This window comes from Commensalibacter communis (assembly GCF_947179015.1).
Classification (GTDB): Bacteria; Pseudomonadota; Alphaproteobacteria; order Acetobacterales; family Acetobacteraceae; genus Commensalibacter; species Commensalibacter communis.
On the sequence record NZ_CAMXCM010000001.1, the window covers coordinates 662,811 to 683,467 of the forward strand.

At 37.8% G+C, this 20,657-nt stretch carries 25 protein-coding genes, 1 tRNA gene and 1 pseudogene; 22 read left to right on the top strand and 5 right to left on the bottom strand.

Annotated features, from left to right (window positions below; genetic code table 11):
- Positions 1 to 263: 263 nt before the first annotated feature.
- Complete coding sequence (locus PQG54_RS03110; protein ID WP_271807700.1) at positions 264 to 941, bottom strand: YoaK family protein; 678 nt, start codon at positions 939 to 941, stop codon at positions 264 to 266.
- Between the two features lie 181 nt (positions 942 to 1,122).
- Here PQG54_RS03110 and PQG54_RS03115 point away from each other — a divergent pair, with 181 nt between their 5' ends.
- Both PQG54_RS03115 and PQG54_RS03120 read left to right on the top strand, forming a co-directional pair.
- Positions 1,123 to 1,689, top strand: a complete 567-nt coding sequence (locus tag PQG54_RS03115) for a Spy/CpxP family protein refolding chaperone (RefSeq protein ID WP_271788927.1) — start codon at positions 1,123 to 1,125, stop codon at positions 1,687 to 1,689.
- A gap of 115 nt (positions 1,690 to 1,804) precedes the next feature.
- On the top strand, positions 1,805 to 2,728 hold the full coding sequence (locus PQG54_RS03120) for a hypothetical protein (RefSeq protein ID WP_271788926.1): 924 nt from the start codon (positions 1,805 to 1,807) through the stop codon (positions 2,726 to 2,728).
- A 115-nt stretch (positions 2,729 to 2,843) separates the two neighbouring features.
- Here the strand turns inward: PQG54_RS03120 and PQG54_RS03125 are convergent, their stop codons facing one another.
- Complete coding sequence (locus tag PQG54_RS03125) at positions 2,844 to 2,996, bottom strand: hypothetical protein (RefSeq protein WP_271788925.1); 153 nt, start codon at positions 2,994 to 2,996, stop codon at positions 2,844 to 2,846.
- 170 nt (positions 2,997 to 3,166) lie between these two features.
- Here PQG54_RS03125 and ffh point away from each other — a divergent pair, with 170 nt between their 5' ends.
- From ffh to leuB, 10 genes are all read left to right on the top strand, one after another.
- Positions 3,167 to 4,555 carry a signal recognition particle protein gene (gene ffh / locus PQG54_RS03130; protein WP_271788924.1) on the top strand — a complete coding sequence of 463 codons (1,389 nt, stop codon included), beginning with the start codon at positions 3,167 to 3,169 and terminating at the stop codon, positions 4,553 to 4,555.
- A gap of 42 nt (positions 4,556 to 4,597) precedes the next feature.
- Complete coding sequence (gene rpsP / locus PQG54_RS03135; protein ID WP_271788923.1) at positions 4,598 to 4,951, top strand: 30S ribosomal protein S16; 354 nt, start codon at positions 4,598 to 4,600, stop codon at positions 4,949 to 4,951.
- A gap of 36 nt (positions 4,952 to 4,987) precedes the next feature.
- On the top strand, positions 4,988 to 5,533 hold the full coding sequence (rimM, locus tag PQG54_RS03140) for a ribosome maturation factor RimM (RefSeq protein WP_271788922.1): 546 nt from the start codon (positions 4,988 to 4,990) through the stop codon (positions 5,531 to 5,533).
- Positions 5,530 to 6,228 carry a tRNA (guanosine(37)-N1)-methyltransferase TrmD gene (gene trmD / locus PQG54_RS03145; RefSeq protein WP_271788921.1) on the top strand — a complete coding sequence of 233 codons (699 nt, stop codon included), beginning with the start codon at positions 5,530 to 5,532 and terminating at the stop codon, positions 6,226 to 6,228. Before rimM ends, trmD begins: the two co-directional genes overlap by 4 nt.
- Positions 6,229 to 6,313: 85 nt before the next feature.
- Complete coding sequence (gene rplS / locus PQG54_RS03150) at positions 6,314 to 6,706, top strand: 50S ribosomal protein L19 (RefSeq protein WP_271788920.1); 393 nt, start codon at positions 6,314 to 6,316, stop codon at positions 6,704 to 6,706.
- A 115-nt stretch (positions 6,707 to 6,821) separates the two neighbouring features.
- Positions 6,822 to 8,225 carry a 3-isopropylmalate dehydratase large subunit gene (gene leuC, locus PQG54_RS03155; protein ID WP_271788919.1) on the top strand — a complete coding sequence of 468 codons (1,404 nt, stop codon included), beginning with the start codon at positions 6,822 to 6,824 and terminating at the stop codon, positions 8,223 to 8,225.
- A gap of 1 nt (position 8,226) precedes the next feature.
- The gene (gene leuD, locus PQG54_RS03160) at positions 8,227 to 8,862 is read left to right on the top strand and encodes a 3-isopropylmalate dehydratase small subunit (protein ID WP_271788918.1); all 636 of its coding nucleotides are present in this window, start codon (positions 8,227 to 8,229) and stop codon (positions 8,860 to 8,862) included.
- Between the two features lie 222 nt (positions 8,863 to 9,084).
- Positions 9,085 to 9,447, top strand: coding sequence for a hypothetical protein (locus PQG54_RS03165; protein WP_271788917.1), 363 nt, complete (start codon positions 9,085 to 9,087; stop codon positions 9,445 to 9,447).
- 85 nt (positions 9,448 to 9,532) lie between these two features.
- A complete protein-coding gene (locus PQG54_RS03170) occupies positions 9,533 to 10,147 on the top strand; it encodes a glutathione S-transferase family protein (RefSeq protein ID WP_271788916.1) in 615 nt (204 codons plus the stop codon).
- 29 nt (positions 10,148 to 10,176) lie between these two features.
- A complete protein-coding gene (gene leuB / locus PQG54_RS03175) occupies positions 10,177 to 11,280 on the top strand; it encodes a 3-isopropylmalate dehydrogenase (protein ID WP_271788915.1) in 1,104 nt (367 codons plus the stop codon).
- Between the two features lie 176 nt (positions 11,281 to 11,456).
- Here leuB and rpsU read toward each other — a convergent pair whose 3' ends face one another.
- Positions 11,457 to 11,660 carry a 30S ribosomal protein S21 gene (gene rpsU / locus PQG54_RS03180; RefSeq protein WP_008853618.1) on the bottom strand — a complete coding sequence of 68 codons (204 nt, stop codon included), beginning with the start codon at positions 11,658 to 11,660 and terminating at the stop codon, positions 11,457 to 11,459.
- Positions 11,661 to 11,818: 158 nt separating this feature from the next.
- On the opposite strand from rpsU, the gene PQG54_RS03185 reads away from it, so the two are divergent.
- The 3 genes from PQG54_RS03185 to PQG54_RS03195 are packed head-to-tail and all read left to right on the top strand — an operon-like array spanning position 11,819 to position 14,491.
- Positions 11,819 to 12,358 carry a MarR family winged helix-turn-helix transcriptional regulator gene (locus tag PQG54_RS03185; protein WP_271788914.1) on the top strand — a complete coding sequence of 180 codons (540 nt, stop codon included), beginning with the start codon at positions 11,819 to 11,821 and terminating at the stop codon, positions 12,356 to 12,358.
- Entirely contained in the window at positions 12,355 to 13,089 is a 735-nt protein-coding gene (locus tag PQG54_RS03190) for a response regulator transcription factor (RefSeq protein WP_271788913.1), read from the top strand. The genes PQG54_RS03185 and PQG54_RS03190 overlap by 4 nt, the downstream gene beginning before the upstream one ends.
- A gap of 10 nt (positions 13,090 to 13,099) precedes the next feature.
- Positions 13,100 to 14,491, top strand: a complete 1,392-nt coding sequence (locus PQG54_RS03195; protein WP_271788912.1) for an ATP-binding protein — start codon at positions 13,100 to 13,102, stop codon at positions 14,489 to 14,491.
- A 10-nt stretch (positions 14,492 to 14,501) separates the two neighbouring features.
- Here the strand turns inward: PQG54_RS03195 and PQG54_RS03200 are convergent, their stop codons facing one another.
- On the bottom strand, positions 14,502 to 15,122 hold the full coding sequence (locus tag PQG54_RS03200; RefSeq protein WP_271788911.1) for an outer membrane protein assembly factor BamE: 621 nt from the start codon (positions 15,120 to 15,122) through the stop codon (positions 14,502 to 14,504).
- Positions 15,123 to 15,232: 110 nt separating this feature from the next.
- On the opposite strand from PQG54_RS03200, the gene PQG54_RS03205 reads away from it, so the two are divergent.
- The 7 genes and pseudogenes from PQG54_RS03205 to PQG54_RS03235 all read left to right on the top strand — a co-directional run bounded on the left by PQG54_RS03205 (position 15,233) and on the right by PQG54_RS03235 (position 19,518).
- Entirely contained in the window at positions 15,233 to 15,790 is a 558-nt protein-coding gene (locus PQG54_RS03205) for a DUF177 domain-containing protein (RefSeq protein WP_271788910.1), read from the top strand.
- A gap of 197 nt (positions 15,791 to 15,987) precedes the next feature.
- Positions 15,988 to 16,191, top strand: coding sequence for a 50S ribosomal protein L32 (rpmF, locus tag PQG54_RS03210; protein ID WP_086632049.1), 204 nt, complete (start codon positions 15,988 to 15,990; stop codon positions 16,189 to 16,191).
- A 105-nt stretch (positions 16,192 to 16,296) separates the two neighbouring features.
- Positions 16,297 to 17,355: a phosphate acyltransferase PlsX gene (plsX, locus tag PQG54_RS03215; RefSeq protein ID WP_271788909.1), complete on the top strand. Its 1,059-nt coding sequence runs from the start codon at positions 16,297 to 16,299 to the stop codon at positions 17,353 to 17,355.
- A 36-nt stretch (positions 17,356 to 17,391) separates the two neighbouring features.
- Positions 17,392 to 18,366, top strand: a complete 975-nt coding sequence (locus PQG54_RS03220; RefSeq protein ID WP_271788908.1) for a beta-ketoacyl-ACP synthase III — start codon at positions 17,392 to 17,394, stop codon at positions 18,364 to 18,366.
- A 110-nt stretch (positions 18,367 to 18,476) separates the two neighbouring features.
- Positions 18,477 to 18,791 carry an integration host factor subunit alpha gene (locus PQG54_RS03225; RefSeq protein ID WP_271788907.1) on the top strand — a complete coding sequence of 105 codons (315 nt, stop codon included), beginning with the start codon at positions 18,477 to 18,479 and terminating at the stop codon, positions 18,789 to 18,791.
- A gap of 54 nt (positions 18,792 to 18,845) precedes the next feature.
- Positions 18,846 to 19,119 (top strand): annotated as a pseudogene (locus PQG54_RS12440) (MerR family transcriptional regulator); the annotation flags it as partial.
- 325 nt (positions 19,120 to 19,444) lie between these two features.
- Positions 19,445 to 19,518, top strand: a tRNA-Pro gene (locus PQG54_RS03235).
- A 6-nt stretch (positions 19,519 to 19,524) separates the two neighbouring features.
- Here PQG54_RS03235 and PQG54_RS03240 read toward each other — a convergent pair.
- On the bottom strand, positions 19,525 to 20,646 hold the full coding sequence (locus PQG54_RS03240) for an AI-2E family transporter (RefSeq protein WP_271788905.1): 1,122 nt from the start codon (positions 20,644 to 20,646) through the stop codon (positions 19,525 to 19,527).
- Positions 20,647 to 20,657: the final 11 nt, after the last annotated feature.

A 20,657-nucleotide genomic window follows, 5' to 3' on the forward strand; every position in this document is an offset into this window, starting at 1 on the left:
AACATAGAAACCCTATTTTTCATTATATTAGAAAAGAGATATAGTGATTATCATATCGGTAATTATTTCTTGTTTCGAGTTGATACAATGTCTTTAGGTTAAAATATAATATTGATCTTTATGATTGGGAGTCAGCTGAATTAAATTATTCAGAGTGTAGAATACTTATTTATTTTTCTTATCCAAAAAATTTATTGGAATATAAGTATAAATTATTTGCACATCAGCTATTAATATTAATGGAAAGAAAAAGGTCGGCTCATTTATACGAGGTCACGTCGCTGTAAATATATACTGAGAATAATAGAGATCATAAGTAAGATTCCTAGGATAGTCTCTCCTATAAATTGCATGAAGTGGATGCAAATAACACTCGTCAATGCGCCTGTAACAAAAGCAAGAATTACAAAAAACTGCATGATATATTCTTTCTTTTTGTCAGTATAATTCGGGTCATTTTTATGTAATGCAAAGTAATTATTGATTAAAGTCGTGCTCATTCCGGTGACATAACTGGAGTGAATGCCGATTTTATGCAAGTTATTAATGGTGCCATTTTGCAGACCCAGAGCAAAACCTAATCCTCCAAAGAAGATAATGTGACTTATATTGTTATAGAATCGTAAATTGATTACGAAAATACACATGACAACAACCAATTGTAGCAATAGTGCAATAGATGTTTTATAAATCAAATGGATTTTTGGATTTGTTCGAAACCATACCCCTAATACGGTACCAATTGTAAAACCGAAAATGGCTATAATACAACGATATAACGATGAGTAGTTCTGATTAACAGCATATACCGTGCTAAGCACAAGATTTCCTGTTAAGTGACCTGTAAATATTCCAGAAATAAGATAAGAACTGGCATCGGCAAATCCACCGATAAATGTAAATAGTAACATATATATAGATACAAGAGATTTATAATGCATGATTTAAGGTCACTTCGACTTTTTTAAAAAAAGCAAAAAACAAAAGGTTTTTGGTGATGTCACGAAAATATACTGAATTTGTCATATTTTTGCCTAAAAGATTATCGAAACTCTTAACAAGAGCACAATACAAGTTTGGCTATAATTTCAAATTGTGTAAATAAAAATAAGGATTAAAATAATGTTTAATAAAAAAATGCTCTCTTCTATGGTAGTTGCTAGTGGATTAAGTTTAAGTGCTATTGGTGCTGCGTTCGCTCATCCCGAAGCACCACCTCCACCACCTCCGGGTGAGTTGCCACCACCGCCACCGCCTCATCGTCCAGGTGGGATGTTTGGTCCAGCTGTTGGTCCGATGGGAATGATCTTCCAAGGTGTCAAGTTAACTAAAGAACAAAAACAAAAGATTCATGACATTATCGACGCAGCTCGTAAAGAAGAAAAAACTAATCGTGAAGCAATGAAATCTATTCAAGATCAGATGGCTGCAGCGTTATTATCACCTGGAAAAGTAACTGATGAGACGTTAAAGCCAATCTTGGAAAAGCAAGCAGCTCTGGAAAAAACGACAAAAGAAAGTCACTTAAAGACTATTTTGGCATTACGCGATGTGTTGACACCAGAACAATTGGCTAAAGCTAAGGTTCGTTATACAAAAATTAAATCAATTAGGGAGCAAATGAAAGAGTTGCGTGAAATGGATGCGCCATCTCCAGAAGATGCACCATCACCTACTTCAGAACCTTAATTTAAAAAATATTGGTTAGTTTTGAGGCCTGTTACAATAATTTGTAGCAGGCTTTTTTCATATTTGGTTCATAGTGGTATAGTGATGAAAAATGTTTTTTAAAAGTGACAAGCTCATGAAAAATTGTTTAAATTTAAAAGTTAAAGTTCTATCCTTCATTTGTTTTATGGTAAGCGGGTTGAATGCTTTGGCAACTGAGCCGGCTTCCATGAGTGAAATGCCACAATCGTGCCGAATGATTTCACCTGAAAAAATAACTTTTGAACTTCCTCTACCAACGCAAAAAATAACACAATCTCAAAAAGAACGAATTTATACTATTTTAAGTGATGCTCGCACACAGGCTTGTATATTACAAATGCAATATGATGGCTTGTTACAGCAAATCATTGCTATGCTTTTTGAAAATAGGGATGTTACTACAGAACAGCTACAACCATTTTATGATCAATTAACCTCTCTAACGCAAAATAGAATAGAGAATAAACTAAAAACGATTATATCTATTCGAAAGTTACTGTCACAAAAAGAATGGCAAGATGTTATCGCTGAATATACACGATATATCACAGCCAAAAATGAATTTATAAAGCAACAAACAGCGTTACATCACTCAACTGATGCGTTAATTAGTGGTGATAAACCGAGTGATTTTATGACATCACCCCTAATTTCAATGTCGTATTGTATAGAAAACACTCCAAAAATAGAGATGTTGGAACAAATTATCTCTAAATTGCCTTTGACCAATTCTCAAGAGGGGAATTTTCGTAATGTTATGCGCTTACAAGAGACGCAATCTTGTGCGGCGAGACAAGAGATGGACAACTTTATAAGTCAGTTTATTACACTTTTGGCGCAGCCATCAGAACAAATAGAAACAAAACAATATCAAGCACTGTTTAATCAATTAATAACGAAAGAATATTTATTAGAAAGCTATCAACTGCAAACATTATCTTCTTTATTTCAATTTTTAACGGTCGAGCAAAGAACGCAGTTGAAGGAAAAATATATGTTGTTAAAAGGATTACTGTAATTACAGTTCAATAATGATGTTTACTTTCAATAGGTTATATATTTTATTAAAAAATTTATTCTAACGCTTACTCTTTTATCCGCACCTGTTGTTGTGCATGCAGAGGAACAAAAGGTTAAAGATGCCTCCACACAACTGCCACAAAAAACATTTGATGATTGGTAATATTTTGGGTAATTGTTTGATTCCGTTTTGCCCATTCAATATCCATTCCATTTGATGCCATAGGTCGGTTACGCGTTTCAGGATGTTGGTATTTATCGTCCAATGAAGCATTTGATTTTTTATTAGTATCTAAAAATTAACTTTTAATTATATTCTTTCTTGACATTTACCAATAAGTTAAACTATTCTCATCCCAAAGATAAGAAACGTCACCTCGCGAAGACTCGTGCAGTGACGCGTTATTTATTGCTTAAAACTGTAGGATGATTTAACGTGTTTGATCGTTTATCTGGAAAGCTTTCTGGCGTATTTGATGGGTTGTCAAAACGCGGTTCCCTGTCTGTGGAAGATGTCAATGAAGCCATGCGAGAAATCCGCTTGGCGATGTTGGATGCGGACGTTGCTTTGCCAGTGGTCAAAGACTTTGTTAACAGAGTTCAAGAGAAATCTGTTGGTCAAGAAGTCCTCCATAATATTTCCCCAGGTCAAGCCATTGCAAAAATCGTCAATGATGCGCTGATTGAAGCCTTGGGGGGTGCAGGGGCAGTTCCGTTAAATCTGAATGCCGTGCCTCCTATTCCTTATTTGATGGTGGGGTTACAAGGGTCTGGTAAAACCACGACTTCTGCAAAAATTGCTTATTATTTAAACCGTCGTGAACGCAAAAAAGTATTATTAGCCAGCTTGGATACATATCGTCCTGCTGCTCAGTTACAATTAGAGCAACTGGCCAATCAAGTCAAAGTAACCTCTTTACCTGTGATCGAAGGGCAAATGCCTGTTCAGATCGCCAAACGTGCGATGGAAGTTGCTCGTCTTGAAGGGTATGACGTCGTTATTTTGGATACTGCGGGTCGTCTATCCATCGATGAAGCATTGATGGAAGAAGTTCAAAATATTCGCGACGTAGCCAAACCTGCTGAAACCTTGTTAGTCGTTGATGCGATGACAGGGCAAGATGCGGTTCATACAGCCAAAAGTTTCAATGAAAAAGTTGGTATTACTGGTGTAGTCATGACCCGTATGGACGGGGATGCACGCGGTGGTGCGGCTTTATCAATGCGTGCCATTACGGGTGCGCCGATTAAATTGGTTGGTATGGGTGAAAAGGTGGATGCGTTACAGGAATTCTATCCTGAACGTGTTGCCAGTCGTATTTTGGGTCTGGGTGATATTGCTGGTTTGGTTGAAAAAGCCAGTGAAACCATTGACCAAGAAGAAAGTGAGCGTCTTGCCAAAAAGATGCTTAAAGGCAAATTTGATCTGAATGATTACGCAGCTCAAATTGGTCAAATCAATAAAATGGGTTCTATTTCAAATATCATGGATATGATGCCTGGTATGGGCAAAATGAAAGAGAAACTCGGAGACAAAGAGTTAGACACCTCTATCCTAAAGCGTCATCAGGCGATTATTTCGTCAATGACCAAAGCAGAACGCAAGCAGCCTGCTATTATCAAGGCTTCTCGTAAAAAACGTATTGCAGCTGGATCAGGGGTTACAGTTCAAGAAGTTAATCGTCTATTAAAACAATATGATCAGATGGCTTCTATGATGAAGCGGTTTAATAAACTGGGCGTTAAAGGTTTAATGCGTCAGGGATTATCCGCTCTTTTACCAAAAGGAATGACGCCACCGCCTGGTGGTGGAATGATGCGTTAATTCTTTTTTAATTGTGGCTAGATATCTGGAGAGAAACAGTCAATGAGCCTTAAAATTCGTTTATCCCGTGCAGGGTCAAAGAAACGTCCTTATTATCACATCGTTATTGCTGATAGCCGTTCACCACGGGATGGCCGTTTCATTGAAAAAGTTGGGTCTTATAACCCAATGTTACCAGCAGATCATGCTGACAGAATTCGTTTGTTCGATGAACGTATTAAACACTGGTTATCACAAGGCGCACAAGCGACTGACCGTGTTGCACGTTTCTTAGGCAATGCTGGTTTAGCACCTAAATTTGAATATCGTGAACAACCTAATCAGTCAGCTCCAAAGAAAAAAGCACAAGAACGTGCTGCGGCTGCTGCTAAAAAGAGCGAAGAAGCTGCTGCTTAATCGTAAATTAGTTATCGCAAGAGAGTAACAATCTTTATGAAAACGCAGCTGGTTCATATAGGAACGATAGGGAAGCCCCACGGTGTTCGTGGTTTGGTTCACCTTCATCCTTGTGTTGAAAATCCAAAAGATTTAGAAAAATACGGTGAACTGGTTGATGATCGTGGAGAGCGTTGGACGATAAGTTGGCAAAGTGGCAAGGTTGCAGCACTTTATGATAGTCAAAAAAAACGGATAGATGATCGAAATGCCGTTGAAAAATTGACTAATCGTAAATTGTATATTCCTAGAAACTTGTTACCTGAACCTGAAGAAGAAGAATTTTACTTTAGTGATTTAATCGGATTGCAAGCGAAAATTCGGCATGAAGATCAATCAGAGGAACTCTTTGGAACGGTTCATATTGTGCATGATTACGGCGCAGGGGTCAGTTTGGAAATAAAACGGGATCAAGGGGAAAATGCTCTGATTCCTTTTACCAAAATTTGTGTTCCTGAGATTGATATCAAATCTGGCTGGTTATTGATTTGTCCTCCGAATGAGGTGGAAGTTCGTCCATCGAATACAAAGGATCAATCATGACTTGGCAAGTGGATGTCTTAACGTTATTTCCAGAAATGTTTCCTGGCTTTTTAGGGTATTCCCTTGCAGGTAGAGCATTGGAAGATCAGCGTTGGTCGTTAAAAACGCATGCACTTCGTGAATTTGGTTTAGGACGGCATAAAGCCGTTGATGATACGCCTTTTGGTGGTGGAGCTGGGATGGTTATTCGTGCAGATATCTTGGATACTGCACTAGAGGCAACAAAGCCTGAGGATGATCGTCCAATCATTTATTTATCTCCTAAAGGTCGTTTATTACAACAAGCTGACGTGGTGCGTTATGCATCGGGTCAAGGTGCATATTTCATTTGTGGTCGTTATGAAGGGGTCGACGAACGGATCTTTCAAAAACACACAATTGAAGAAGTTTCTATTGGGGATTATGTCCTTTCAGGTGGAGAACCCGCAGCATTGATTTTAATGGATGCTTGTGTGCGTTTATTACCTGGTGTGATGGGTTCAGATCAAAGTGGGGTTGAGGAAAGTTTTTCCTCCGGTTTACTAGAATATCCTCATTATACGAAACCTGCGCAATGGGATGACTATGCTGTGCCTGAAATATTACTGTCTGGAAATCATGGTGCGATTGCCTCTTGGCGTAAAGAGCAGGCTGAGAATGCAACGCGACAACGTAGACCAGATTTATGGGAATCCTATCAAGGAAACCATAAATAAACATTGTGCTGACGATAAATAGTTTGTTACTTGAATTGCTTAAAAGATTGTAGAACTTATCTTATTGTAAAAGGAATAGGATTAAATGAATACCATTCAAAAATACGAGGCAGAGGAAATCGCTCGTTTAACAGCAGAACGCCCAGTTCCTGAATTTTTTCCTGGGGACTCTGTTCGTGTTGATGTTCGCGTTGTTGAAGGTGAACGTAAACGTATTCAGGCTTACGAAGGTGTTGTTATTGCACGTTCAAACAAAGGCTTGAACAGCAATTTTACTGTTCGTAAAATTTCTAATGGTGAAGGTGTGGAACGTGTATTCCCTCTATACTCACCAACCATTGCTGCGATTACTGTTGTACGTCATGGTGATGTTCGCCGTGCAAAATTATATTACCTACGTAGCCGTAGCGGTAAATCTGCTCGTATTAAAGAACGTAGCCGTGATGTTAAAAAAGCTGCTGATACAGCTCAAAACTAATATTCTATTTATTAGTTTCAAATAAAAGACTATATTAAGTATCTGGCAGCTTTTTAAGTAAGGTTGCCAGATATTTTTTTAGAAACAAAATACAGCAAATAATTAAGGAAAAAAAATGAAGGCGCGTACTTTATTTGACAAGTTGTGGGATAGTCATGTGGTTGAACAACTTCCAGATGGTACCGCAATCCTGTATATTGATCGTCATTTAATTCATGAAGTGACCAGCCCGCAAGCATTTGAAGGCTTACGTATGGCTGGACGTAAAATCCATAATCCAGAAGCAATGATGGCGGTAATCGACCATAATGTTCCAACAACAGATCGCAGCAAACCGATTGAAGAAGATGATAGTCGACAACAAATAGAAGCATTAGAGCATAATGTAAAAGAATTTGGTGTGCCATTCATTCCATTGCAATCAGATAAACAAGGGATTATTCATGTTGTCGGACCAGAAGAAGGAATTACACTTCCTGGTATGACTATTGTTTGTGGGGATAGCCACACATCAACGCATGGTGCTTTTGGGGCTTTGGCTTTTGGTATTGGTACTTCTGAAGTTGAACATGTGATGGCAACGCAGACCTTGTTACAAAAGCCAGCAAAAAATTTAAAAATTGAAATTAATGGCACATTAAGGCCAGGGATGAGTGCTAAAGATGTCGTATTAGCTGTCATTGGTCATATTGGTACTGCTGGTGGTACAGGTCATGTGATTGAATTTACGGGCTCTGTTATTCGTAATTTAGATATGGCTGGTCGTATGACTGTTTGTAATATGGCTATCGAAGGTGGTGCAAGATCAGGGTTGATTGCTCCAGATGAAGTTACATTCGAGTATATCAAGGGTCGTCCGAATGCACCTCAAGGGGCTGATTTTGATGCTGCGGTTGGCTATTGGAAAAGCTTGGCTTCTGATGAAGGCGCGCATTATGATAAAGTCATTACGATTAATGTAGATAATTTAGAGCCAATGGTCACATGGGGAACCAGCCCAGAAGATGTTTTGCCAATTACAGGTAATATTCCAGATCCTGCTCTTCTAAAAGATGAATCTCAACGGTTACGTAAACAACGTATGTTGGATTATATGGATTTAAAAATTGGTACGCCTATTGCGGGCACTAAAATTGATGCTGTTTTCATTGGTTCTTGTACCAACAGTCGCCTTGAAGATCTACGCGCGGCAGCCCATGTTTTAAAAGGTAAAAAAATTGCAAATCATGTGTGGGCATTGGTTGTGCCAGGTTCTGGTGTGATTAAAAAACAAGCCGAAGCCGAAGGGTTGGATAAAATCTTTATTGATGCAGGGTTTGAATGGCGTGAAGCAGGATGTTCAATGTGTCTTGCAATGAATCCTGATCGTTTAAAACCAGGTCAACGTTGTGCATCGACCTCTAATCGTAATTTCGAAGATCGCCAAGGACCAGGAGGCAGAACCCATCTTGTATCCCCAGCAATGGCTGCTGCTGCTGCAGTTAAAGGTGAATTAACAGACGTAAGGGAAATGATTTAAAATGGATAAATTTGATATTTTAACAGCGATTGCTGCACCTTTACCTGAAGAAAATATTGATACGGATAAAATCATTCCTGCACGCTTTTTGAAAACAACCAAAAGAAGTGGTTTGGGGAAGTCAGCTTTTTATTCATGGCGTTATGATGAAAATGGTAAAGAGCGTGAAGAGTTTGTTTTAAACCGTGAACCTTATCGTCAAGCCGAAATTCTTGTAACGTATGAAAATTTTGGATGTGGCTCTTCTAGAGAGCATGCGCCTTGGGCATTGCTAGATTTTGGTATTCGTTGTGTGATTGCACCTTCTTTTGCAGATATTTTCTTTAATAACTCTTTTAAAAACGGTATTCTGCCTATTCGTTTACCAAGAGAGATTTGTGAACAGTTGGTTGAAGATACCAAAATGGGTGCAAATGCTAAATTAACGATTAACTTGGAAAAACAAGAAATTATTCGCCCAAATGGGGAAAAGATTTCTTTTGAAGTCGATCCTTTGCGTCGTCAATTATTGCTGGATGGATTGGATGATATTGGTCAGACTTTGCAGCATGTGAAGTCTATTGATGATTTTGAAGAAAAGCGTAAACAAAATCAACCTTGGTATCCAAAAGTGTCTGCGGAAAAGTTATCTTCTTAATTAGTTAAGATATTTTAAGGATGATTATAAAAGGCTCATTATGTTTAATTAATGAGCCTTTTACATCATGTACAATAGTAAGTTTAAATGGAATAAATGATTATGATTTATGAAGATTTATTTGCATTTAAATTACAATTAAAAGTTGGGTTAACTACATTCAAAGAAGTGTAAGGCTGGGCAGATCAAAAAATCTTACAAAATAATAATGATATAATTATTTTGGATATTTGTTTTATAAAGAACGATTATGAACTTCATGATTATATAAACCACTTATTTAAATATGATGTTGACGTTGATAAAGAGAAGGTGGCTTTAGTAATTCTTAAGCAGTATTTAAGTCACAAAATGCCAAAACAAATGGATAGTCAATTTGATTACCATGTATCGAATTTAAGATTTTTAGCTGATTACTTAGATGAGGTTAATCTTCCAGAAAGGGAAGCGTTTTTAAGTGGATATATTGTAGCTTATGACGATGAAATTTTTGGGGCAGCAACAGGCAATTGGTCTATTTCTGCAGAGGAGATTTATGAGGAGTTCTATCAATATTTACAGAATTGGCTATTAAAATATACTTAGTTTTAAAAGTTTAGCTGATATATAGAAATATTTAGAATATTTTATGTTATTGTGTATCATAATATAATAAAAGATGGATATGATAATGAAATTAATAGGAATGTTAGATTCCCCTTATGTTCGAAGAGTAGCAATTTCGTTAAAAGCAATGGAGCTTTTATTTGAACATCAACAGCTCTCTGTTTTTAGTGATACTGAAAAAATGAAAGCTGTAAATCCATTAATGAAAGCACCTTCATTAATAACTGATGAAGGCACTTTGTTAATTGATTCAACGTTAATTTTAGAATATCTTGATCGGAAATGCTCAGCAGATTGTTCTTTATTTCCAAAAGATTTAGAACAATTTACAAAATCTCAGTATCTAATTGGCATAGCATTGACGTTATGTGATAAAGCAGTACAGCTTTTTATGGAATATAATCGCCGTCCACCTGAAAAATTCTATCAAGAATGGGCAGATCGTATTGATGAACAATTACACATAGGTCTAAAGCTGCTCGATCAGCAAGTTACCTTTAACAATATGGGTTATCTTGTCGATACACGCATAATGTTGGCTGATATTACGATTGCAGTTGCGATAAAATATATTAAAAAGAAATTGCCCGATCTCTATCAAGAACATGTATCAGAAAAACTAAAACAATTCTCTTCTGAGATGGAAGCAACATCTCTTTTCAGAGAATTTAATTTTTAAATCATCTCACTTCATAATGGATTAAAAGAATGACAAAAGAAAAAAAGATATTAACGTTGGCTGGTGATGGTATTGGCCCAGAAGTCATGGAACAAGCGCTTCATGTATTAGATTGGGTGCAAGAAAACTCTAATTTGTCTTTTGTAGTTGAAAAAGATCTTGTTGGTGGGGCTGCTATCGATGCCAATGGTGTGCCTTTAACCGAAGAAGTGATTGCCAAAGCAAAAGCTGCAGATGCGGTCTTATTTGGTTCTGTTGGTGGTCCAAAATGGGAAAAAGTAGGATTTGATAAACGCCCTGAAGTGGGGATTATTGGTCTGCGTAAAGAGTTAGGATTATTTGCCAATTTACGCTCTGCGATTGTGTTTGATTCGTTAGTTGGTGCCAGCACAGTAAAGCCTGAAATTATTCAAGGGCTTGATCTTATGATTGTGCGTGAAAGCACAGGTGGTGTGTATTTTGGTGAGCCACGTGGTATTGAAACTTTACCAGATGGAACGCGTAAAGGGGTAAATACCGAAGTTTATACGTCCGTTGAAATTGAACGGATAGCACGTGTTGCTTTTGAACTAGCACGTCAACGTCAAAATCGTGTTTGTTCTGTTGAAAAATGTAACGTGATGGAAAGTGGTCTTTTATGGAAAGAAGTTGTGACTGAGCTTCACCAAAAAGAATATTCTGACGTCCAACTTTCTCATATGCTAGCAGATAATTGTGCAATGCAATTAGTACGTAATCCCAAACAATTTGATACGATTTTAACCGGCAATTTATTCGGTGATATTTTATCTGATCTAGCAGCAATGTTGACGGGTAGTTTGGGAATGCTTCCTTCTGCAACGTTGGGCGCACGACAAGAAAATGGTGTTATCCCAGCTTTATACGAACCAATTCATGGCAGTGCTCCTGATATTGCAGGGCAGGGTAAAGCCAACCCATTGGCTCAAATTTTATCACTAGCGATGATGCTGCGTTATTCTTTTGATGAACAAGCAATTTCAGAAAAAGTGGTACATGCTTGTGAAGCTGTTCTAAACCAAGGTCTACGCACACCAGATATTATGAGTGATGGGATGAAACTGGTCGGAACAGAAGATATGGGTAAAGCTGTGTTGGCAGAGCTTAAAAAATAATTTTGATTAAAAGCTCATACCAAAAAATATGAGCTTTTTTATATGCTTTAAATAAGCAAAACGCTTCATTATAAATAACGAAGCGTTCAATAACATCACCAACTTACAAAAAATTTTGATTAGAAGAATATGAAAATAAGATTATTTTCGTATGTAGACTCTTAATAAAGAAAAAACTAGAAGCCTTCGCGTTCTACGCGTTTACGTTCCATTTTACGAGCACGTCTTACAGCTTCAGCAGATTCGCGCGCACGGCGTTCTGATGGTTTTTCATAATGACGACGTAATTTCATTTCGCGAAAAATACCTTCGCGTTGCATTTTTTTCTTTAAAGCTTTTAAAGCTTGATCAACATTATTATCTCTAACAAGAACTTGCACTTGGCTGTCATCTCCTGTGTGTGTTAAGTGAACATTAATTATATATCATCCATGGATACATATAACTAGACAAAGTTATATACGCTATTTCGTTTAAAAAAGAAATAGATTATTGTAATTTCATTGTATTTTTCATTTAGTTTTAAAGAGATTTTTATTTGTATCGTCCTTTTCCCCATGATTTACCGATTTCAAAACCAGGTGAAGAACTTTTATTCTTACGTGAGGAAAAGATTCGTTTCATGCAAGATGTTTTATTTTTTATCGACTGTGAATTGCATAATGCCACGAAACCAATTTTACAAGAGTATGGAATAGGTCATGCCCATCATCGTTTAATGCAATTTGTTTGTCATTGTTCTGGGGCGAGTGTTAGTGAGATTTGCAAACTGCTAGGGATTACAAAGCAAAGTTTAAATCGCGTTTTACGTGATGTTCTTGAGCTGGGATATATTGAATATCGTACAAATGCAGAAGATCGACGCAAAAAAAGCTTATATTTAACTCCACAAGGTGAGAAGATAGAAGAAAAATTATTTCAGTTGCAACGTAAGCAATTTCTCCGTGCTTTTCGAGAAGCACCCAATAATACCTATATTGAAGGGTTTCAACGTATTCTTTATGGTATGTTAAGTATAGAGTCTAAACAATTACTTGAATTACATTCCAGCCAAAAACCAGATAAAGGAAAAGCATGATGGATGAGAGCATCATTAAAAATGAAGATTCTGACTCTTTACATGTTTTGGTCATTGATGATGATCCTCGGCTGCGTCGTCTGTTGCAACGATATTTAAATGAAAATGGATTCCGTATTAGTGGTGCAGAATCAGCTAAAGAAGCCAGAGAAATGCTAAAATTTCTTCAGCCAGATGCTATTGTTCTCGATGTTTCAATGCCTGGTGAGGATGGGTTGCAATTAACACATTCTTTGCGTGAAGAAGGAAAAGACATTCCTATTATTCTCCTCACCGCTCGAGGGGAGCCAGAAGATCGTATTGCTGGTTTAGAGGCTGGCGCAGACGATTATCTTGGAAAGCCATTCGAACCCAAAGAACTCTTACTGCGTTTACGCGCTCAATTACGTCGTTTACAACAACCAATTATGACGGATAACGTAAGGGCGGTAAGATTAGGGGACATGGAATTTGATCCTATTCGTAATTTATTGATTCATAACAATGAGATTATTCATTTAACGGGTGGTGAAATAGCGCTTTTACGTGTGTTGGCAAGTCGTCCAAATGAAATTTTGTCACGCGAAGATATTGTGCAAGAAATTGGGATGGAGGAAATCGGTGAGCGTGCCGTAGATGTCCAAGTAACGCGTTTACGAAGAAGAATAGAATCTGATCCCAAACAACCTAGGTTTCTACATACAGTCAGAGGTAAAGGGTATGTATTAAAACCTAGCTATTCTTTATCTTGAGGAAATTATTGTGTTTGCTAATTTTAAACGTTATCGTCGAGTTTCTAAGGAAGGTAAAATTGCTGCTGATCGAAAAGTACGTAGGTTTTTACCGCGTTCTTTATTAGCACGTTCTTTATTAATGATTTCCATCCCTTTAATTATTACTCAGGCTATATCGTTAGAGTTATTTTATGGAACTTTTTTAAATACAGTTTCTCGTCGTTTAACTGATTCGGTCAGTGGTGAAATCAGTTATATCGTTCAACAATATTCAACTACTAAATCTGAACAATATCGTGCTACTTTATTGGATCAGTCACAACAATATTTGCAATTGAATATCAAGTGGTTCCCTAATCAAAATTTACATAACCAGTCCAATAACGGGTTGGTTATAGGGCCAGTTGATGAGTTATTGGATCGAGGATTGGCAGATCGGCTTGATATTCCTTTTAAAACAGATTGGCAAAGTTACACGGATCAAGTTATTGTTTCGATTCAACTTAAAAATGGTGTTTTACAGTTCCTTGTTCCAAAGAAAAAATTAACGGCAGGATCTGTTTGGTTGTTTGTCGTTTGGATTGTTGGCAGCGCCATAATTTTGTTTATGATTACAGCCGTATTTGCGTGGGTGCAATTTAGAGCCATTCGCCGATTATCCAAAGCGGTAGAAAAATTTGGAAAGGGTAGAGATCCTGGAATATTAATGCCTGTCGGTTCAAAAGAGTTACGTAATGCGGCCGAATCATTCAATGTGATGAGAGAGCGTATTTTACGTTTTATCAAACAACGAACTGTTATTCTTGCCAGTGTATCCCATGATTTGCGAACCCCTTTAACACGTTTAAGACTAAGTTTAGCAATGTTACCGCAAAAAGGGATCGTGAATGCCGAGGATCAAGCGACAGATATTGCAGAGATGATTGGTGACACAGAGGAAATGGAGCAAATGATTGCTGGTTATCTATCTTTTGCCAGAGGAGAAGGAACCGAAGAGCCACAAACGACAGATATGGTACAATTAACCGAAGACGTGGTGGCAGCTGCTTATCGATTAGGTACGGAATTTATATCAGCAAATATTCCTGCATCTTTACCAGACATGATGGTGAGGGCAGGTAGTCTTCGTCGGGTTTTGGGGAATATCTTAGAAAATGCCAGACGGCACGGTGGCAAGGTCGCGATTGAGGTGCAAGATAGAAGTAGAGGGATTTTATTTATTATAGATGATGACGGTCCAGGCATTCCCGAAGAGAAAAAGGAAAGTGTTTTTATTCCTTTTCAAACTGGTAATAGCCAAAAAGGAACAGGCTTAGGATTAGCAATTGCACTGAATATTGTTCAAGGACATGGTGGTGATATTGAATTGCAAAACAGCCCACTAGGTGGGCTGCGCGTTGTTATTTTTATTCCAAAATAGATTATTATATTTATCGAATAGTGTTACCAGAGCTTCCTATACCGCCAGCAGTATTTGGATTATTGGCAAAAGGCCCAGTGCTATTATTGGGTCCAAAGGTGCTTCCTAACCCCATAGCACTTAAAGGTGAGTATTGTCCAATATTACCCAAAAGTTGTTGGAAGAAATTTGTTTTTGTTCCAGGTGTTGGGGTAACTTCTGAAACCATTCCTACAGGTTTGGCATCTTTTTTACCAAGATGTTGTATTTTTTGCAAAGTTCCATTTTGATCAAAATATAATGATAATACTTCTTGTTTAGTAATTCCGGGATATGACAACGGAACTAGTCGCGTCATCATCGAAATATATATCCAATTATTAGGATCAAAGGTCGCGTATGCAGTAGGAGATCCAAGAATATCCACGACGTCTGCTTTACTGGTGCTGCCGACTTGTAATGCTTTTAGATCTTCTTTGCCAATAATGTTTCCTCTGGGAAGTGGAGGAGGGGAAAAGATTGAACAAGCAGATAAAGTCATTCCAATTGAAAGAATAGAAGCCAGACAGGCACCTTTTCTTGCTTTACGAAAAGATTGAAATCGCAATTTAACTGACGGGGCAAGAGGTTTCTTATTGAAGCATGGACGCATGATTGATAAATATTCCTCGAGATTTGGATATAAAAAAAATACCTGTTATAAAAATGCGTATTGTAGTTTGAATAAAACTTCAACAAAAAAAAACATATAAAGGAATAAAAATGAAAGCATGTTGCGAGTTTTCAAGGAAAGTACAAATTAATCAAATACAAAAAAAACCTTTAACTGTAAAAATAGAAGCAAATGAGGATGAAAAACAGGCTTTGGCGAAGCGTTTTTCTATTCCAGAAGTGCAGTCTTTATTATGTACGTATCAGTTAAAATATTATCATGGTAGACAAGTTCGCGCTGTTGGGGAGATGAGGGCAGAGGTGATACAAAATTGTGTGATTTCGTTGGAGGATTTTTTGGTAAAAATGAATGAATCGTTTGAACTGCATTTTATCCCAAGTGATAAACTATCATCAGAGCTAGAGGAAATTGATGATCCTGATGTTATACCTTATGAAAATGATGTAATTGATTTAGGTGAAGTCACAGCCGAGCAATTGGCATTATTTTTGGACCCTTATCCACATAAAACAGATGCTGACCAACCTAATCCATTGATATTAAGTGAAAATGAGGTCGAGATTGTTAGTAATAAAGAGCCAAAAGAAAACCCATTTAAAGTGCTTGAACAGCTGAAAATTTTGAATAAAGATAAAAAGAAATCATGATTTTGTACTAATCTGCTTGTTATTTTTTAAAATAAGAGATATTAACTCTTAGGAAAGTAAAACTTACAGATAATCGACGTTTATTGCTTGCATATAAGGTTGTTATCTGTTAGAAAACTCGTTTTAATTTGAATAGTTTAACTATAATATCAAACAATTTCGAATTGTTTGGTCGTTGGGAAAGGTAGGAGGGACTAATGGCTGTTCCTAAGAGAAAAACATCACCTTCACGTCGTGGTATGCGTCGTAGTCACCATGCTTTGCGTACAGAAGCACATGCAGAATGCGGTAATTGTGGCGAATTAAAACGTCCTCATCATGTTTGCAGTCACTGTGGCCATTATGATGGTCGTGAAGTTGTTGCAGCTGGAAAAGCGTTGAAAGTTGCTGTTCGTCAGTAATTTTTAAGGAAAAAACCTGTAAAACATTTATCTTGAGAGATACAACTTAATGATTATAACCAATCATTTTTTTAGTCAGTGCTTTACAGGGATACTTTATAAATAATGAGCCAAGAAGTAGAAATTCAAAAAGAAGATCAATATGATCTCGCCATTGACGCAATGGGGGGCGATGAAGCTCCAGATATTGTGATTAAAGGTTTGGATTTTACGGCACTCCGCCATCCAAATGTAAAAATATTGTTGATAGGCGATGAAACAAAGATCAACCCTTTGTTGCATCAATACCCTAATGTTTCTGCAATTTGCACGGTGAGACATACTTCTGTATCCGTTCCAATGGAGATGAAACCTACAGCAGCATTAAAGTTGCGAGATTCGTCTTTGCGTATGGCGATGGAAAGCGTTGCAAAAAAAGAATCTAAAGGGATTGTTTCTGCTGGTAATAGTGGTGCGATGCTTGCTTTGGCGCAAATTATCGTTAAAACAATGCCTGGTATTGCACGCCCAGCGATGGCCGCGATCAATCCAACCGCCAAAGGTGATGCAGTTATGTTGGATTTGGGTGCAAATGTTGCTTGTGACAGTCGTAATCTTGTCGATTTTGCAATCATGGGTCACGCTTTTGCAAAAGCTGTTCTTGGTCTTCCTCATCCTACAATTGGTTTGCTGAATGTTGGTTCAGAGGAATTAAAGGGTGATGAGCGTGTGCGAGTTGCTGCTGAGATATTACGCAACAGCCCTCTTTCTGATCAATTCTATGGTTTTATAGAAGGACATGATATTACCGCAGGTACCACAGATGTTGTGGTAACGGATGGCTTTACAGGCAATATTGCATTAAAAACAGGCGAAGGTGCATTAAAACTTGTTTTTCATTTATTGAAACAGGTTTATACTTCTGGAATACGTGGGAAGTTAGGGTATTTGATGGTTCGCCCTGGTTTGGAGCGAATGAAAGAGTGGCTTGATCCTCGTCGTTATAATGGAGCAGTTTTCGTTGGTCTCAATGGGGTGGTTGTGAAATCCCATGGTGGTGCTGATGAAGTTGGTTTTGCATGCGCAGTCGATGTTGCGATGGATATGATAAGCCATGGTTTCTATGAAGAAATCTTGTCAGGACTATCCAAAATAAACGCAGCAAAAGCAAATAATCAACAATAAAAACTTTATATTAATCAGAATTTTTAGGGTAACTGAATGGCATATTGTTCACGCTTAGTAGGGTTTGGTGGGTATTTGCCAGAAAAAATCGTGACTAATCAGGAGTTGTCACAATCTGTGGACACGTCTGATGAGTGGATTCGCGAAAGAACAGGTATTAAGCAACGCCACATTATCTCAGGAAATGAAAGCTGTAATTCAATGGCAGCAGCAGCAGCTCAACAAGCCATGGATTATGCTGGGCTGAGCTCAGATGATATTGATGCGATTGTTGTCGCAACCTGCACACCTGATCAAGCTTTTCCGACAACTGCAGCAAGAGTCCAGCAAACATTAGGAATTAAAAAAGGATTTGCTTTTGATATTTCTTCTGCATGTGCTGGCTTTGTTTTTGGACTATCTGTTGCGGATAATTTTATTCGTAATGGTCAAGCTAAAAATGTTCTTTTAATCGGCAGTGAAGTTTATTCCCGTATTTTAGATTGGTCAGATCGAAGAACATGCGTGCTGTTTGGCGATGGCGCTGGAGCTGTTGTATTAAGTGCTGAAGAAGTTACCAATACAACTAGTCAAAACGGTATATTGGGGGTCTATTTACATACAGATGGTCAATATAGTGATTTATTGTATGTTGATGGCGTTCCTTCTAAAACAGGAGATGCCTGTTTCTTGAAGATGCATGGTAAAGAAGTGTTTCGCCACGCCGTTACCAAGCTTTCAGAAGTGGTGGAAGAGGCTTTGACAATACATCATTTGACGCACGATGATATTGATTGGTTAGTTCCTCATCAAGCCAATTTGCGCATCATTTCTGGAATGGGAAAGAAATTAAACTTACCTGCAGATCGTGTAATTGCAACAGTTGATCGTCATGCGAATACTTCTGCTGCTTCTGTGCCATTGGCGTTAAATGAAGCTGTACGTGATGGTCGCATTAAAAAAGGTGATTTAATCGTCATCGAAGCTTTGGGTGGTGGATTAAGTTGGGGATCTTCTATAATTCGCTTATAAAAAAATTGATTTTAAAATATATTTAAGGCTACAAGAAAATAAAAGCCTTAGAATCTTAAATTGACTATATTGTGTTAACAACTTTTAGATTATTGATTATTTGATAAATTATGCAAACTTTGACAAGAGCAGGACTAATAGAAAAACTTTACAGCCATGTTGGCCTTTCACGCAGCGAATCTGCTGTTTTATTGGAAGAAGTTTTAGAGAAAATTGTTTCCACTTTAGAAGGTGGGGATGCCGTTAAAATTAGTGGTTTTGGAACCTTTTCAGTTAGAAAAAAAGGTAGTCGCATTGGTCGCAATCCAAAAACAGGTGAGGAAGTTGTTATTGAACCGAGGTTAGTTCTCGCATTTCGTCCTAGCCAAATGCTCAAAAATAGTGTTAATGAAGGTATGACGAAGAAAGTTGCTAAAAAGGATTAAAACATGACGAATAGCACCTCTACGAGTTCTTCTAATGAATTAGAGGAAAAATTCTTGGATAATATCGAAGAGAATTCTGATTTAGAGGATGATGGGGTGACTAAAAAACATCCTGGTGCTTTTCGTACAATTAGTGAGGTCGCAGAAGAAATTCATGTACCTCAACATGTTTTACGCTTTTGGGAAACACGTTTCAAACAAGTTCAACCTGTTAAGCGCAGTGGTGGCCGACGTTATTACCGCTCCGAAGATATTACGTTATTACAATATATTTCTGAGTTACTATATACGCAAGGTTATACCATCAAAGGTGTTCAGCGTTTATTAGATGAGGATTTTTCTAAATTTAGCCCCCAAAATGAGTTGGTCGAGGAAGAAGCCACTGAGGTTTCTACTGCCTTGACTCATGAAGAGGTTAAAGAGGAAGAAAATCATTTTTCTGATTCCACAGAAATAAACGAACAATTTATACAACACGAAGAAAATAACGCTGATGAGATGACACGTTTGAAAGAACAAAATGTTCTTTTAACACAATTTTTGCGAGCAGTTTTAGACGAGCTGCAAGAACTGCGTAAAATAATTGCCTCTTGATGTGAGTTTTTTGTTGCCTATAGCCATATAGATTGCTATATGGCTTTAACACCTTTAAACGGGCAGTAGCGCAGCCTGGTAGCGCATCAGTCTGGGGGACTGGGGGTCGTGGGTTCGAATCCCGCCTGCCCGATATCGTTTAAGTGTTATGAGAGGATAATCCTTTCTTTTTTGCAGTCCAATTGCACCATAGCATCATCAGGGCTGCCATGATTGCAGGTCCAATAAATAGACCAATCATTCCCCAAGATTCTAATCCTCCTAAAATCCCAATCAAAACCCAAATAAATGGTAATTTTGTTGATCCACCAATCAAAGCAGGTCTGATAAAATGATCGGCAATAAAGACAACGATACAGCCAATAACGACAACTGTAATTGCAGCGATAGATGAGACTTTTAGCAAAGCGGTTAATGCAACTGCGGCAATAGCAATAATTGGACAAAAAGGAATCATTGCAGCGATTGCGGTCATAATGCCAAACAATGCAGCGTGGGGAATACCAACAAGCGCATAGACAATTCCCAGAATAATTCCTTGCCCTAAGCCCACCAACACCAAACCTGAAACGGTTCCATGAACGGAAGAGATCATTTGCTTGGCAATATTTTCCCCTTGTATTCCAAACAAACGACGTGACCCACGAAGGCATTGTTGAATGACTGTTTCACCATCTTTGAAAAGAAAAAACAAGGTGATGATTGTAAAGAGAAATAATAAACCTCGGTGAAAAATTTGTGCACCAATTTTCTGGGTGACATAAACCCCACGGCTCAGATGCAGGCTTGAAAGCAGGTCTGATGCAGATTGGGGATCGGCTAGATTGTTATTCCACCAATTGATCACGTAGTCTTTGGCAAAGGGGATGCTTTGTAACCATTGTGGAGGGGGAACGCCATCATGACTGGCATGCATGACCCATGCAAATGCAGTTTGGATATCTTTAGTTGCTTCCACAGCAATGATTGTTAATGGAAACATAAAAAGAAAAGTAATGATACAAGAAAAAACTAACGGCAAAAGAAATTCAGGTTTTCGATAAGGCCATCGTGTTTTGGCTTTCATGTATAAAGGCCAGCAAGCAATCGCAAATATGACCCCCCAGATTAAAGAGGGAAGAAAAGCGCGTATTGTAAAAAGCCCAAACAAAAACAAGAGAATGGTTAAGCATGTTTGAGCAATAGTCTGATTGTGGATTTGTTCGGCAATACTGAGTTGCCTTGTAATATTAAGGTCAGAATCTTTATGAGGTAGGGACATTTCATACCTTT